Source organism: Streptomyces sp. NPDC058619, from assembly GCF_042717785.1.
Lineage (GTDB): Bacteria > Actinomycetota > Actinomycetes > Streptomycetales > Streptomycetaceae > Streptomyces.
The window spans coordinates 28,670-43,674 of record NZ_JBHXQN010000052.1; the positions used below are offsets into that span (position 1 = coordinate 28,670).

Annotated in this window: 11 protein-coding genes; 8 read left to right on the forward strand and 3 right to left on the reverse strand. The window is 74.9% G+C overall.

The features are described from left to right. Positions 1-263: 263 nt before the first annotated feature. Positions 264-674 carry a Fur family transcriptional regulator gene (locus tag ACFWTC_RS31600; protein WP_383916090.1) on the forward strand — a complete coding sequence of 137 codons (411 nt, stop codon included), beginning with the start codon at positions 264-266 and terminating at the stop codon, positions 672-674. Positions 675-855: 181 nt separating this feature from the next. Here ACFWTC_RS31600 and ACFWTC_RS31605 read toward each other — a convergent pair whose 3' ends face one another. Beyond that, positions 856-3,417 carry a discoidin domain-containing protein gene (locus ACFWTC_RS31605; RefSeq protein WP_384027087.1) on the reverse strand — a complete coding sequence of 854 codons (2,562 nt, stop codon included), beginning with the start codon at positions 3,415-3,417 and terminating at the stop codon, positions 856-858. 265 nt (positions 3,418-3,682) lie between these two features. Between ACFWTC_RS31605 and recQ the strand changes: the two genes are divergently transcribed. The 4 genes from recQ to ACFWTC_RS31625 all read left to right on the forward strand — a co-directional run bounded on the left by recQ (position 3,683) and on the right by ACFWTC_RS31625 (position 9,159). Next, the gene (recQ, locus tag ACFWTC_RS31610) at positions 3,683-5,695 is read left to right on the forward strand and encodes a DNA helicase RecQ (protein ID WP_384027085.1); all 2,013 of its coding nucleotides are present in this window, start codon (positions 3,683-3,685) and stop codon (positions 5,693-5,695) included. A gap of 130 nt (positions 5,696-5,825) precedes the next feature. Next, on the forward strand, positions 5,826-6,365 hold the full coding sequence (locus tag ACFWTC_RS31615; RefSeq protein ID WP_384027083.1) for a hypothetical protein: 540 nt from the start codon (positions 5,826-5,828) through the stop codon (positions 6,363-6,365). 202 nt (positions 6,366-6,567) lie between these two features. Beyond that, positions 6,568-7,005 (forward strand): hypothetical protein, encoded by a 438-nt coding sequence (locus tag ACFWTC_RS31620; protein ID WP_384027081.1) that lies wholly within the window; start codon positions 6,568-6,570, stop codon positions 7,003-7,005. 345 nt (positions 7,006-7,350) lie between these two features. Then, positions 7,351-9,159, forward strand: a complete 1,809-nt coding sequence (locus ACFWTC_RS31625) for a hypothetical protein (RefSeq protein ID WP_384027079.1) — start codon at positions 7,351-7,353, stop codon at positions 9,157-9,159. Between the two features lie 33 nt (positions 9,160-9,192). Here ACFWTC_RS31625 and ACFWTC_RS31630 read toward each other — a convergent pair whose 3' ends face one another. Together ACFWTC_RS31630 and ACFWTC_RS31635 are read right to left on the reverse strand one after the other, a co-directional pair. Then, entirely contained in the window at positions 9,193-9,516 is a 324-nt protein-coding gene (locus tag ACFWTC_RS31630; protein ID WP_383916568.1) for a hypothetical protein, read from the reverse strand. Between the two features lie 158 nt (positions 9,517-9,674). Next, entirely contained in the window at positions 9,675-10,502 is an 828-nt protein-coding gene (locus tag ACFWTC_RS31635) for an APH(3'') family aminoglycoside O-phosphotransferase (protein ID WP_383916571.1), read from the reverse strand. A 393-nt stretch (positions 10,503-10,895) separates the two neighbouring features. Between ACFWTC_RS31635 and ACFWTC_RS31640 the strand changes: the two genes are divergently transcribed. From ACFWTC_RS31640 to ACFWTC_RS31650, 3 genes are read left to right on the forward strand one after another with little or no spacing between them, the layout of a single operon-like run. Beyond that, positions 10,896-12,119, forward strand: a complete 1,224-nt coding sequence (locus tag ACFWTC_RS31640; RefSeq protein WP_383916574.1) for a hypothetical protein — start codon at positions 10,896-10,898, stop codon at positions 12,117-12,119. A 36-nt stretch (positions 12,120-12,155) separates the two neighbouring features. Beyond that, the gene (locus ACFWTC_RS31645) at positions 12,156-14,288 is read left to right on the forward strand and encodes a tetratricopeptide repeat protein (RefSeq protein ID WP_384027077.1); all 2,133 of its coding nucleotides are present in this window, start codon (positions 12,156-12,158) and stop codon (positions 14,286-14,288) included. A gap of 9 nt (positions 14,289-14,297) precedes the next feature. Then, positions 14,298-14,879: a flavin reductase family protein gene (locus tag ACFWTC_RS31650; RefSeq protein ID WP_383916580.1), complete on the forward strand. Its 582-nt coding sequence runs from the start codon at positions 14,298-14,300 to the stop codon at positions 14,877-14,879. Positions 14,880-15,005: the final 126 nt, after the last annotated feature.

Sequence of the window (15,005 nt, forward strand, 5' to 3'; positions counted from 1 at the left end):
ACCAGGCGGATCACGGTGCTCAGGAAGTGCGTGCGGTGGAGCAGCCGGGACGCCGTTCCGGCGTCGCGCGGCTCCTCGGCGGTGGTCCTTCACGGCGCTGTCTCCTGCCGCTCTGGAATCTTCCTGCCCCTTGGCTATCTACGGAACCGATCCTACGATGGACAGAATCCAAGTCAAGAAGGATACCAATCCCATATTCCATCGGATCCCGGACGAGCTTCGTGAACTCCGGGGTCCCGCCGAACCTGAACGGGTGAGCCGACATGAGTGACCTGCTGGTACGGCTGCGGGGGCGCGGCTGGCGGTTGACTGCCCAGCGGCGTGTCGTTGCGGAGGTCCTCGAAGGCGACCACGTGCACCTCACGGCGGACGAGGTGCACGCGCGTGCGGCGCTGCTGCTGCCCGAGATCTCCCGGGCCACCGTCTACAACGCGCTGGGCGAGCTGGTCTCCCTCGGCGAGGTCGCGGAGGTCTCCACCGACGGTCGCGCGAAGCGCTACGACCCCAACGCGCACCACCCGCACGAGCACTTGGTCTGCTCGCGCTGCGGCCTGATCCGCGACGTCCGTCCGACGGGCGACCCGCTGGCCGACCTCCCGGTGGAGGGGAGGTTCGGCTTCACGGTGTCCGGGGCCGAGGTCACCTACCGCGGCCTGTGCCCGTCCTGCGCGTAGCGGCGTACGGCGGGCGCGGCGCGCCCCGCGCTGTTCTACCAGCGGGGCGGCCCGGTCGTACGGCCGGCCGCGGACTCCGGCCCGAACCGATCGCCGGGCCGGCGCCGGGCCGACGGGCCTTCGCCGACGGGCCCGGGCCCGGACCGCCTGACGGGCTACCCCGTCAGGCGGTCGGCGCGGGTCAGGAGACGGTGATGAACCGGGCGGTGCTCGGTACCCCCTGGGCGTCGAGGGCGAAGAGCATGTACGTACCCGGCAGGACCACGCCCGGGTCGGCGGGGAGGGACACCGTGTACGCCCCCGGTCCCGTGGCGGCGGACACGAGGGGGACCCGCCGCTGGTCGTTGTCGGTGGAGTGGGTGGCGGCCGCGGCCCGCATGAGGACGAACGAGGCCACCGGCGCCTGGGTGCTCACCGCGAGCGACGCCCCCGGAGCGGCCCGGGAGGGCACGCCGCCGGTGATCACCGGCCGCGGCTTCGGCGAACCGTCGGCGTTCAGCAGGTACGGCGGGGTGAAGACGGCCCCGTCCGGGTGGTTGGTCGCGCAGTCACCGCACAGGCCCCCGCCGCCGGAGAAGATCCGCCCGTCGGGCAGCAGGTTGGCCACGCTGTGGTAGTTGCGCGGTACGGCCATGGTGGCGAGCGGGGTGAAGGCGCCGGTCGACGGATCCCACAGCTCGGGGGTCAGGACCGAGGTCGCGTCGCTGAACGGCACCGGGAAGGACTGTCCGCCGAAGACGGCCACCTTGCCGTCGGGCAGGACGACGCTGTTGCTGAATCCGCGGGCGTGCTCCATGTCCCCCGTACGGGCGGACCGGACCTGACCGCCGTCGGTGACGCTCACCGTGTAGGCGCGCGGGGTGGCGGGGGTCTTCTCGTACGCGGGCGAGCCGCCCAGGGTGAGCAGCTTGCCGATGTCGTAGGCGACGCCGTTGCCGGTCATCGCGTCCGGGCTGTCGGCGCGCGGGCCGGCCCCGGTGATGCTGCCCGCGCCGCTCGTCGAAATCCAGTTCATCTGCTTGCTCGGGCCGAACTGCAGCACCTTGCCGCCCGACGTGGCGTGGAGCCACATGTGGTTGTCGGCGCGGTAGGGCCCGGCCTGGTCGGCCGTCAACGCCGGGGAGGCGGGAACGCCCGGCAGCGTCCGCCAGGTGCGGGTGTCGGGGGACCAGACCTCGCCGGCCTTGTCGCCCGCGGCGCCGCTCCAGGATCCGCCGAGGACGAAGGCCTCACCGGTGGAGAGGAGCGTCATCGCCTGGTATCCGCGGGCGATGTTCATGCTCGTGGTGGCGGACCACTGGTCGGTGGCCGGGTCGTAGACGCTCGCCTTCTCCGCGTTGCTGCCGCCGGTGACCAGCACGCGTCCGTCGGCCAGCATGGCTATGCCGGGGCAGAACATGTCGTGGCCGGTGTTGTCGATGCGGCGCTGGGTGACCTTGCCCGTCTTCAGGTCCAGGATCGCGGTCTGGGTGTAGCCGTTGCTGTCGCCGAAGCGGTCGACCGCGTACGCCGACCAGGCCAGCAGCTTGTCGCCGGGCAGGGCGGCGGTGGCGACGGGAACCAGCGGGAAGCCGGTGATCCGGTCCCAGGCCCCGTGCGCGGCCGGACTGGCCGGTCCGCTCAGCCGTATCTCCCCGGCGGAGGTCCACGGGCCGCGTCCGCCGGCCTCGGTGGTCACGGTCAGGCGTACGAAGCGGGTGTTCTCGGCACGTGTGAAGGTGGCGGTCTTGACGGTGTCGTCGTCCCGCCAGGTGCCGGAGGCGACCGGCGCGCCGAAGGCGGAGCCGTCGGTGCTGGTGGTGACGGCGTACGTGCCGGCCCGACCGTTGGGACCGTCCGGCCGGGGGTGGTAGACGAACGCGGACACGGCGGTCGTGCGGTGCATGTCGATGGTGATGCTGTGGGGCAGGGGGGTCGCGGTGCCGCTCCACTTGCTGTGCCAGATGGTGTCGGCGTCGCCGTCGAGGACGCGGGCCGCGCGGCCGTTCTCGCCGGTGGTCTCCTCGTCGCTCGCGGTCGCCGTCCACCCGGTCCGGGCCAGGTCGACGGTGGCGGCCGGGGTGCCGGGGTCGCCCAGCAGGTTGATCTCGGCCGCGGAGGTCCACGGTCCGCGGGCGCCGGCCTCGGTGAGGGCCGTCAGCCGGACGAAGCGGGCTCCCTGCGGGGCGAACCCGAGGGTCTTGGCGCTGCCGTCGTCGGCGAGGGTGCCGGTGGCCACCGGGTTCCCCCAGCTCTGGCCGTCCGCGCTGACGCTGAGGGCGTACTCGCCGACGCGCCCGTTGGCCCCGTTCAGCCGGGGCCGGTAGACGAGTGCGGAGACAACCGCCGTGCGGTGCATGTCGATGGTGATGCTGTGGGGCAGGGGGGTCGCGGTGCCGCTCCACTTGCTGTGCCAGATGGTGTCGGCGTCGCCGTCGAGGACGTGGGCCGCGCGGCCGTTCTCGCCGCTGGTCTCCTCGTCGCTCGCCGTCGCCGTCCATCCGGTCCGGTCGAGAAGGGGGGCCGCCGGCTCCATGGCGTTCGCCGGGGCGATGCCGTGGTGCGGCGACTGCGAGGCCGGCTGCTGCTCGAACGGGGCGGGCGCGGGTACGGGCCGGGGCGCCGGGGCGCGGCCGGCCGCGGCCTGGCTCGCGACTCCGAGCCACGGCGTCGACCCGAGCAGCACCGAGCCGAGGCCGAAGGCGATGAGCAGGTGGGACCGCCGTAAGGCGCGGATGACGGCGGGGGAGCGCCTGGACTGCAATCTGACCTCCTGGAGCGGGCGGGTGTGGCCCGTAGAACATAGGTCAGACGGGGATGAACTCGTCCTGAATGAGCGAGGGTTGGCGCGAAACGGAGAGGCCTGCCGGCGAGGCGCCGGCGCGTGCGCCCCAGTGCTCCGCAGGGGCACCGGCGAGCGGCGCCCCGACCGGCCGGGCCGGTTCCGGGGCGGTGTGCGGGCGGGGCGGTCGTCCACAGGCACGGGCGGACGGCGCCGGGGTGTCGGCGGGTGCCGTTAGGCTTCGAGGATGGCCCTTCCGGACGCTTCCCCCGATACCTCCGATGCTCTGCAGGTGCTGCACCGCGTCTTCGGATACAGCTCCTTCCGCGGTGAGCAGCAGGAGATCATCGATCAGGTCGTCGGTGGCGGCGACGCCCTCGTCCTCATGCCGACCGGCGGCGGAAAGTCGCTCTGCTACCAGATCCCCGCGCTCGTCAGAGACGGCACGGGCGTCGTGATCTCGCCGCTCATCGCCCTGATGCAGGACCAGGTGAACGCGCTCACCGCCCTCGGGGTGCGGGCCGGATTCCTCAATTCGACGCAGGATCCGCACGAGCGGCAGGCGGTCGAGCAGGCGTTCCTCGCCGACGAGCTGGACCTGCTCTACCTGGCGCCCGAGCGGCTGCGCACCGAGAGCGCGCAGCGGCTGCTCGACCGCGGCAAGGTGTCGCTCTTCGCGATCGACGAGGCACACTGCGTCGCCCAGTGGGGGCACGACTTCCGGCCCGACTACCTCGCGCTGTCCATGCTGCACGAGCGCTGGCCGAAGGTGCCGCGGATCGCGCTGACCGCGACGGCCACCGAGGCCACCCACGCCGAGATCGTGGCGCGGCTCGGCCTGGAGGACGCCCGGCACTTCGTCGCCAGCTTCGACCGGCCGAACATCCAGTACCGCATCGCCCCGAAGAACAACCCGCTGAAGCAGCTGCTGGAGCTGATCCGCACCGAGCACGACGGCGACGCCGGAGTCGTCTACTGCCTCTCGCGGGCCTCGGTGGAGAAGACCGCGGCCTTCCTGGTGGAGCAGGGCATCGACGCCGTGGCCTACCACGCCGGGATGGACGCCCGCGCGCGGGCGGCGAACCAGTCGCGCTTCCTCCGGGAGGAGGGGGTCGTGGTGGTCGCCACCATCGCTTTCGGCATGGGCATCGACAAGCCGGACGTGCGCTTCGTGGCACACCTCGACCTGCCGAAGTCGGTCGAGGGCTACTACCAGGAGACCGGCCGCGCGGGCCGCGACGGCGAGCCGGCCACGGCGTGGCTGGCCTACGGCCTGCAGGACGTGGTCCAGCAGCGCAAGCTCATCGAGGGCTCCGAGGGCGACGACGCCCGCCGCCGGTCCCTGGGCATGCACCTGGACGCCATGCTCGCGCTGTGCGAGACGGTCGACTGCCGCCGGACGCGGCTGCTCGCCTACTTCGGGCAGTCCGGCGAAGCGTGCGGCAACTGCGACACCTGCCTTACTCCGGCCGAGTCCTGGGACGGGACGGTCGCGGCGCAGAAACTGCTGTCCACCGTGTGGAGGCTGGCGAACGAGCGGCGGCAGAAGTTCGGCGCCGGCCAGATCGTCGACATCCTCCAGGGCAAGAAGACGGCCAAGGTCATCCAGTTCGACCACGACGCGCTCTCCGTGTTCGGCATCGGGGCGGACCTGAGCACCGCGGAGTGGCGGGGGGTCGTACGCCAGCTCCTCGCGCAGCGACTGCTGGCCGTCGAGGGCGACTACGGCACGCTCGTGCTGACGGAGGACAGCGGCGAGGTGCTGGGAGGCCGCCGCACCGTCCAGATGCGCAAGGAGAAGGCGGTTGCCGCCCCGTCCCGGAAGGAGTCCGGGTCGCGCTCCGGGAAGGGCGCCCGCGTACCGGTCGACCTGCCCGCCGAGGCCGAGCCGGTGTTCCTGGCACTCCGCGCCTGGCGGGCCGCGACGGCGCGCGAGCAGGGCGTGCCGGCGTACGTCGTCTTCCACGACGCGACGCTGCGGGAGATCGCGACGCGGCTTCCCGCCACGGTGGAGGAGCTGGGCACGATCGGCGGGGTCGGCGAGGCCAAGCTGACCAAGTACGCCCAGGGCGTCCTCGACACCCTGGCACAGCGCGACGCCGCCGGTCCCGCCCCCGTCGCGGCGCCCTCCGCCGCGGCCGCCCCGGCCGGTCCTGCCGCCGCGGCGGCGGCCGCGCCGGTGGCAGAGCCGGAGGCTCCGGACGAGGAGGAGCCGCCGTACGACCTGGACGAGACGGCGCCCTGGGACGACTGGCAGTAGCAGCGCCACCGCGGGGGTGTCGCGGCGCGGTCAGACCCGGGTCGGCCGGGAGTCCGGCAGGTCCTCCGGCAGCAGCAGCCGCAGGTCCTCCAGGCCGGGGAGCCGCCAACGACCCCAGGCAGCGGGCCTGTTGCGTCATCATCTCCCCATCCCCGCACGCCGTACGGAACTGCTCCGCTGCGCCGCCGGAACGGCCCTCACCCGGCCCGGCGCAGGGGCCGCGCAGACGTTGGAGGACGGCACCACCAACACCGCGCTGTCCACCTTCTACGACCAGGCGCTCACCCCGACCGGATACGAGGTCCCCGGGCTCACCCACCGCGATCCGGCCGGCACCGATTCGGCCCGGCTCTCCCTGCACGCGAAGCCCGACTTCTCCCGGGCGGTCCTGCTGACCGTCGCCGACGGCAAGAAGCTCGAAGTCCTGCGCGAGAGCGCCGAGGGCACCGGCACCGCCGTGGCCCACGAGCACACCCAGGACTCCGCGTTCGGCGGGGCGTCGCGATCCGCACCGAGGACACCGGCCTCAACCAGCTCGCCGCGACGGCCACCGGCCCGTACGCGGCGGACGGCGACGGCGCCCCGGTCGGCGCGGAGCGGCTCTCCTCGCTCAACGTCAAGCCCAAGACGGGCCGGGCCTTCCTGTTCGCCGTCCCCACGGACTGGCTGAGCGTCGCCGAGGTGCACCGCGGCATCAAGGACAGCGGCCTCGGCAGGTTCTCGCCGGAGCCTTCGGCCACCCGCCGCGCGGCCCGAAGGCCGTCTCCTCCCGGACGTACGCCCTGGCCTGGGTCCGCGACGACGTCGCCCGGGAGCTCGGCCTGATCAACGACAGCGCCTTCCCCGCCCGGGTCTCCGCCGCCTGGGGCGCCGTGGGCAGGGCGGCCGCCGCACGGACCGGGGCCGACCGGGCGTACTGGAAGAAGCGGCGCGCCTCGGCCGGACTGCGCGAGGCCCGGGAGGCCGCGCGCGCGGCACTCGTCCCCGCCCGCTCCGCCGCCGGGGACGCCGCCCGCCGGCTCGCCCCCTTCCTGGACGCGGCCGAGGCCGCCGACACCGCCCTGGCCCGTGCCGGGGCCGACGCCGTACGGGACCGCGCGGCGGCGGCCCGCCTGGACGCCGCCGCCGACGCCCTGGACGGCGCCGCCACCGCCCTGCTGCGGGCCGAGGCCGACGCCGTACGCGCCGGACGGACCGCCGGGCCACCGAGGACGCCGCCCGCGAGGCCCTGGACGCCCTGCACGGCTGGGCCGCCCTGCCCGGCGACGGGCCCGACCCCGACGCCCTACGGCAGGCCGAGGAGGGGCTGACCACCGCCCGGCGCACCGCCGCCGCGCTCCGCTTCGCCGCGGGCCGGCGGGCCGCCGCCCCCCGCACCCTGTACGACACGGCCACCGGCGAACTCGCGGCCGCCGAGGGGGGCGTGCCGGGTGCGGGCGCGGGAACGTCCCGGCCGGCGGGGACTGCGCCGGGACCGGGACTGCTCGGGGCGTCAGGGGAGTTGGGGGAGTTGGGGGCTGCCGGGACCAACGGGACTTCCGCGCCAGCCGGGACTTCCGCGCCAGCCGGGACTTCCGCGCCAGCCGGGACTTCCGCGCCCGGCGGGACTTCCGAGCAAGGTGGGATCTCCGCGCCCGGCGGGAGTTCCGAGCAAGGTGGGATCTCCGCGCCCGGCGGGAGTTCCGCGCCCGGCGGGACCTCCGAGCAAGGCGGGGAGTCCTCGACGGCGCCCCGGGCCGCGTGGCCCCGGGACGGACGCTCCGGCCGCCGCCGCCGCCGTCGCCGCAGCCGTCGCCCCCGGGCCCGGAACCGCGCGCGCCCGGCGGACCGCCGACGCCCTGCGGACCGGGGCCGACCGGCGGCTGACCGACGCCGCGGCCCGACAGCGCGCCGCCGCCCGCCGACTCACCGGTCCCGTACGCGCCGACGCCGCCGCCCGCGCCGCCCTCGCCAGGGCGACCGGCCGGTCCACCGCGGCCGACCGCGCCTTCGACACCCGCCGGGCCGAACTGGACGCCCTCGCCCGGACGACGGAGGCCGCCGCGGCCGACCTCGGCCGGGTGCGCGCCGCCACCGACCGGCTCACCCGCTGGCACCAGCTCAACGCCACCGCCGCGGGGCGCCGGCGCCTCGGCGGCCTCGCGGAACCGGCGCCGGTCACCTCCAGGGCCCCGCCGGCGCCGCCGGTACCCACCACGACCGGGCCCGCGCGCCCCCGCTACACCCCGTCCGCCGGCGGCAGCCGGCTGACCTCGCCCGAGGGGGTTCCGTACACCGTGCACGAGGTGCCCCGGGACGGCGACGCCTTCTTCCACGCGCTCGCCGAGGGGCTGGCCAGGACCGCGCCCGCCCTCCTGGCGCGCCACGGGATAGACCCGGCCGACCCGCTGACCCCCCGGGCCCTGCGCCGGCTCGTCGCCGCGCGTCTGTCCGACCCCGCCGACGCGGACCTCCTCGCCGCCGTCGCCCCGGACGACACCGACGTCTTCACCGCCGCCGAGGCCGACGCCACCGGACCCGCCCCGGACCTCGCCGCCGGTGCGCCCGGCCGCCGGGAGTTCGACCAGCGCGGCGTCGTTCCGCACGCCGCCGCCCTGGACGACGGCGCCCGCGCCGCCCTCGCGACCGCCCAACTGGTCCGGCCCGGCGAGGCGGACGGCGACGCCGGCTGGGACCACTCCGCCGCCGACCTCCTCCCGCTCCTCGCCGCCCGCACCTTCGGCATCGACGTGACCGTGGTGCGCGGCGACGGGAGCTTCCAGGCCTTCACCCCCGGCAGCCGGGCGGGATCCGGCCGCCTCCACGGGCTCGTCGAGGATCCGGACGCCCCGCGCCCCCACGTCGTCCTCGTCCTGGACGACCGCCACTACCGCCTCGCCGTCGCGACCCCCGCGACCCGCACGCGGCCGGTCCCGGCAGAGCAACCCCCGCCGCCCACCGCCCGACCCGCCCACCGTGACCCCGCCCGCCGCCGGGGGGTCCGAGGCCGCCCGACCGCCCGCCGGTGCGGTGGAACCCCCGTCGCTCGGGCCGGAGTTCACCGCCACCCCACCGGACCAGGGGGAGCCGCCCTCCCTCCGCGCAGCCGACCAGGCCGCCTTCGCGGCGGCGCTGCTGGCGGCGCTCGGCGACGAGGACGGCCGCGGCCTGCTGGACCGCCGCCACCCGGTACCCGTCGCCGATCTCGGCGCCGTGGACGTGGTCCTGACCGCCGGTCAGGCTGCGCACGCGGTCCTGCTCGGAGGCTCGCTGAGCGTGGAGGAGCCGGGCCTGACCCCCGAGCAGCACCTCCGCTGGCTGCCGGCGGGCCCGGCCGACGTGGCCGCCGCCGCGAAGATCCTCGGCATCGTCATCGAGGTCACGTCGCCGGGGCGACCGCCCCACCGTACGGAACCGGCCCCGGGGAACCCGTACGACTGCGCTTCGACGGCCTGCGCTACACCGCCGCGCCGCAACGGCCCTGATCGGCCCCGCCGGTGGGGCCGAGCGGCGCCCCCTCAGACCCCGGGGAAAGGGCCGCCGGGCGGCAGGGCGGCCTCCCGGAGCGCCGCGACCGCGTGCAGGGTGCCGCCGGTGTGGCCGGCGAGCTGACCCCGGGGGGTCCGGACGCTCCACAGCATGTCGGAGGAGGGCTCGGCCCTGCCGACGGGGAACGGCCGCGTGATGTCGGTGATGTCCTGGATGACGACGGCGCCACCGGACTTCGCGGCGCTGTAGCAGCGGCCCATGCACTTGAAGACCCAGGGATTCGCACTGATCTCGCCGAGTCCCAGGGCGCTCCCGCCCTGATCGGGCTTGGCGCCGGGAACCAGACCCAGCATTACGCCTCCACTACGCAGTGTGTCTGATGTGCATCCCATGGTAGCCGCAGCGGAAGTGCCGACACCTCCCGCCCGGTAAAGGAATGGGCTGGAAAGCCCTTGGCTTTTGCCAGGTCCCGCACGGGAATCTGCCGGTCGCCGTTCTCCCAGGCTGCCGCCTATCCCCAGGTGAGGGGGTCCAGGTGCAGGTAGAAACGGAGGCGGTCGTGGTCGAGGGACGTGCCGTACCTCGCGGCGAACGCCGCGTCCGCGGCCCGCGCCCGCTCCTCGTCCGGCCACGTCTCCCGGGCGTTGGCGAGCAGCAGCGCCAGGTCGGCGTGGCGATCGGCCCGTCCCAGGCGGCCCAGGTCGATGAAGCCCGAGACCTCCAGGGTCCGCGGGTCGAGGACGATGTTGGGCAGGCACAGGTCTCCGTGGCAGACGACCGTGTCGGCGGCCTCCTGCTCCCGTCGCCGCGCGACCTGCGGCACGAGGCGGCCCAGCAGGTCCGCGGGCGGCGTGCGCTGCTGCTCGACGGGGAGGAACTCCGGGTTCACCGCGCCGCGGGTCACGACATCGCGCGCCACGGCCACCACCCCGTCCAGGTCCCGGCCGAACGGGCACTGCCGTACGGGCACTTCGTGCAGCCCGCGCACCGCGTCCGCGATGTGCTCCCAGGAGGCCCGCAGGTCCGCCGGGGACACCTGGTCGGCGGGTACCCCGGAGACCGTGCCGGTCACGAGGCAGGCGCCGGCGTCGCCGGAGTGCCAGTCGAGCACCCGCGGGCCCGGAACCCCCCGGGTGCACAGCCACGCGACCCGGTCGCGCTCGGCCTCCAGGCCGGCCGCGTCCGCCGCCGCGACGCACTTGGCGTACCGGGAGCCGTCCGCGCTGCGGAAGACGGCGGCCCCCGACTCGCCGGCGCCGACGGGGAGCCAGCCGTCCGCGCCGCCGCCCGCACCCAGCAGCACCGGCGACACGCTCCGAAGTCCAGGACGATCACCCATGGCAGCCAGTCTACGAAGCGAAGGCCCCGTCCGGACCGGGCGGCGTGCACACCCCGGGAGAGGTTTGGCAGGCCTTTGGGGAAACGATGGCGGCCCTCGCCAGGATGAGCCCGTCCGCATCACCCACTGGTTGAAGGAGGTGTCCTGAATGAAGAAGATCCAGGTACGCAAGGCCGGTCCGGTCCGCCTGACCTCGTCTGCTTGCAGCGTCTACACCAACCCCAACTGATCCCGGATCAGTTGAGCCCTGGCCCCTAGCACGCCAGGGCCACGACGCCGTCGTGCCTGCGGGCAGCCCGAGGCGACTCAGGCCGCCGCCCGGCACGACGGCGCCTCCCGGGGAGGCGGTCGCCCGCCCGTGCCGGGTCCGGACCGGAAGCCGAGGGAGACCCCATGCCGGAGCACGGCATCCGCAGCACCGCCGACACGCCGCTGCCGTTCCACACGCTGGTCTACCTGGAGGACGGCGACGACGTCACCATCGGCCGGCCCGACACGGACTCCTACGCGATCTTCCCGGCCGACGGGGCCCACCTGGTGCGCCGCCTGGCGGACGGGGCCACGCCGGCGCAGGCCTCCGACTGGTATGCCGCCGAGTACGGCGAGCAGGTCGACGTAGAGGACATCATCGGCGCCCTGCGCGAACTCGGGTTCGTCCGCGAGGACGGCGAGGAGCCCGCGGAGGCGGAGCCGGTGCGCTGGCAGAGGCTCGGCCGCGCGATGTTCTCGCCGCTCGCCTGGGTCTGCTACGCCCTCGTCGTGGCCTGGGCGCTGCTGCGCACGTTCCAGTCCCCGGACCTCGTACCGACGGCCGAGGACCTGCTGTTCAGCGACTACTACGCGGTGATCAGCCTCGTGCTGCTGGTCGCCGCCGTCCCCCTCATCGCCGTGCACGAGGCGTTCCACGCCCTGGCCGCACGGCGTCTCGGCGTCCGCTCACGGACCCGGCTGTCGTACCGCTTCTACTTCCTGGTGGTCGAGACGGCACTGGACGGCCTGGTCGCCGTCGAGCGCAGGAAGCGCTACCTGCCGATCGTGGCAGGAATGGTCGCCGACTGCGTCCTCCTCGGCCTGCTCATCACGGTGGCGGACGTGTCCCGGGGCCCCGGCGGGGCCGAAACGCCGACCAGCCGGGTGTGCCTCGGGCTGGCCTTCGCCGCCCTGCTGCGCCTGCTGTGGCAGTTCTTCCTCTACCTCCGCACCGACGTCTACGTGCTGATCACCACTCTGCTCGGCTGCGTGGACCTGCACACCACCTCCGTCCGCCTGCTGCGCAACCGGTTCCTGCGGTGGTGCGGGCGGACCGAACGGCTGGCGGACGAGTCCCAGTGGCACCCGGTGGACCGCCGGGCGGCACGCTGGTACTCCTGGCTCATCGTGGCCGGCTACACCGTCAGCCTCGGCACCTTCGTGCTCGCGCTCGCCCCGGTCTTCGTACGGATGGTCTCCGGCGCGATCGACCGCTTCGGCGCGGGTGAGGGGTCGAGCTGGACCGAGCTCCTGGACTCCTCGGCCTTCCTCTTCCTGACCTTCGGCCAGATCGCCCTCACCCTCTGGATCGCCGCCAGGGAACGCGTGCGCGCCCGACGGTCCAGGACCCACCACGTCATCGACTGACGCGTGCCCCCGTCGGCCCCCGCGAAAGGTACGTTCATGACCGGCCACTACTGGATTTCGGCTCCCCGGCGTCGCGAGCGCGACCGGCTGCGGGCCGGCCTCGGACTGCCCTCCCCACTGACGGTGGTGGACGCGCACCGGCGCCTCCGGGGCCCCTACACGGCGGCCGGCGAGCTGCTGCGGCAGGTGGCGCCGGACGCGCTGCGCCGACAGCCGGAGCTGGCCGCCCGCCACTACATCGAACTCCAGGAGAGCACGCCGGAGCTGGCGCCGCTGGTGCCGCCGAAGGAACGGGCGCTGGAGCAGAACGCGAAGGCGCCGGGCGAGGCGACCAGGTACCCGGCCCGGCTGCACTCGCTGCGGGTCGCGCACGGCCTCGTGGACTTCCTGCTCGCCGCGCTGGCCGGGGCCGGTTACGGTCCGCGCACCCTCGTGGTGGAGAACGTCCACCACGCGGACGTCACCGACCGGGAGTTCCTCGCCGCCGCGCTGCGGCGCATCCCCGCGGAGCTGCTGACCCTCGTGATCGGCACCGACACGGACACCCTCGCCGACCCTCCCGGCATGCTGTCGGTCTCCCTCCCCTCGGAACTCGCGACCCGGACCACCCGCATCCACCGCCCGGACACCGCATCCGGCCCCGGGCCCGACGGCGCGGACGCCCGTACGGAGACGCCGCTCCAGGCGGCCACCCGGTACGTCGAGGGGGAGTGCGTCGACGACGATCCCGCGCTGCACGCCGCGTACCGGGCGCTCGGCGACGAGGAGCGCGCCGGCCTGCACGACCGCAGGGCCGCGACACTGGCCTCCCGGGCGGAGGCGGAACCGTCCCTGAAGCTGGGCGCCCTGCCGTACCACCTGCTGCGGGGCAGCGACTCCGACGGCGCCGGCCTCGACGCCCTGCGGTGGGCACAGGGCCGCTGCAAGTACTTCGGCTTCTACCACGCCGCGGCCGAGATGGGCGAGGAGGGCCGCCACCGGGCGGATCCCGTCACGCGCCCCGAACTCTGGTGGCCCTTCACCCGGGAGACGGGCGTGTGCCTGGCCGCCGCGGGGCGGCCGGAGGAGTCGGCCGCGGTCCAGGAGGAGGCCCGGGCGGCGACCTCCATGCCAAAGCACCACATGAGCCTCGCCTACGAGACGGGCATGCTCTACGCCCGCCACTTCCCGCCCGAACTGCGCGACGACCGGCGGGCCAGGGCCTACGTCAACCAGGCCATCGCGATCTCGGACCTGCTGCCCGATCCCAAGGAACGCGCCTTCTACTCGGTGTTCAACCGCAACGGGCTGGCCCTGGTGGAGGTCAGGGCCGGCCGGCCCGACGAGGCGTTGCGGCTGCTCGACGAGGGGATCGAGAGGCTCGACCGCGAACTGGGCATCGGCGAGCGGACATGGCACCGCGTGGGCCTGCGCTACAACCGGGCCCAGGTGAACGGCATGAGCGGCCGCCTGGAGGAGGCCCTCGCCGACTACGCCTCGATCATCGACGCGGACAGCGACTTCGCCGACCACTACTTCAACCGCGGCAGCATGCTGCGCCGCCTGGGCCGCGTCGAAGAGGCCATAGCCGACTACGAGAGGGCGCTGGCCCTTGAGCCGCCCTTCCCCGAGGCGCACTACAACCGCGGCGAGGCCCTGCTGGAACTCGGCGACGCCGAAGGGGCCTTGGCCGACTTCGACCGGACCCTGGAGCTGGAACCCGGCCATCTGGAGGCGTTGCTCGCGCGCGCGGGCCTGCTGGCCGACCGGGGCGACGACACGGCCGCGCTGGAGGACGTGACGGCCGGTCTGCGGCTCGACCCCGAACACCCGCACCTGCTCTGTCTGCAGGGACGCCTGTGGGGCGAGGACGGCCGGACGGCCGAGGCGCGCGCCGCCCTGGCCGAGGCCCTGCGCCTGGACCCCGAGCTGGCCGAGGCGTGGGCGATCAAGGCCGAACTCGCCTACCTGGAGGGCGACCTGGTCGGGGCGCTCGCCGACTTCGACCGTGCGGTGGAGCTCGAAGGCCGGCCCGACTTCCGGTTCAACCGGGGCGTGGTGCACGAAGCGGCGGGCAGCTTCGAACGGGCCGTGGCCGACTTCGAGGCCGTCCTGGCCGTCACCGACGACTCCGAGGCGCGGAGCCGTCGGGAGACCTGCCTGCGCGCGGCCGAGCGCGCTCACGCGTAGGGGGGCCGGATGGACCTCCGACAGCAGGAGAAGCAGCGCCGGGAACGCGCACGCGCACAGGACCCCGGCCGGGACGAGAGCCGGGGAGCCGGCCAGGCGGGCGGGTTCACGGAGGCGATGTCCCGGCTGGTGTCAGGGGTGGCGGTCGTCTCCGCCCGGCGGGACGACGGGCGGCCCTGCGGGCTGCTCGTGTCGTCCCTCTGCTCCTACAGCGCGGCCCCGCCGTCGATCCTGGTGGCGCTCGCCCGCAGTTCTCGGACCTGCCGGGAGCTCGCCGCGGTACCGGGCGCGCACTTCGGCGTCCACCTGCTGGCACGCACCCACTCCTCCCTGGCCCAGACCTTCGCGGGCAGCTCCGAGGACAAGTTCGCCGACGTGCTCTGGGAGTGGGACGGGCCGGTTCCCCGGCTGGTCGGGGTCCCGGTCTACGCGAAGTGCCGTACGGGCGTGCTGCTCCCGCACGGCGACCACGTGGTCGTGGTGGGCGAGGTCGTCGACTGCGCGGTGGCGGAGGCCGAGCCCCTGGTGTACTTCCGCCGACGCCTCGACTGGAGTCTGGGCCCACCCGCACGCGGACGTCCCGCCGGCTGACCGGCCCCGCGGGCGGGGGCGTGGGGGGGGGGGGGGGGGCCCCGGGGGGGGGGGGGGGGGGGGGGGGGGGGCCGGGGGGGGGGGCGGGGGCGAGGGCGCGGCCGGGCGCCCCCCCCCCGGCGGCCC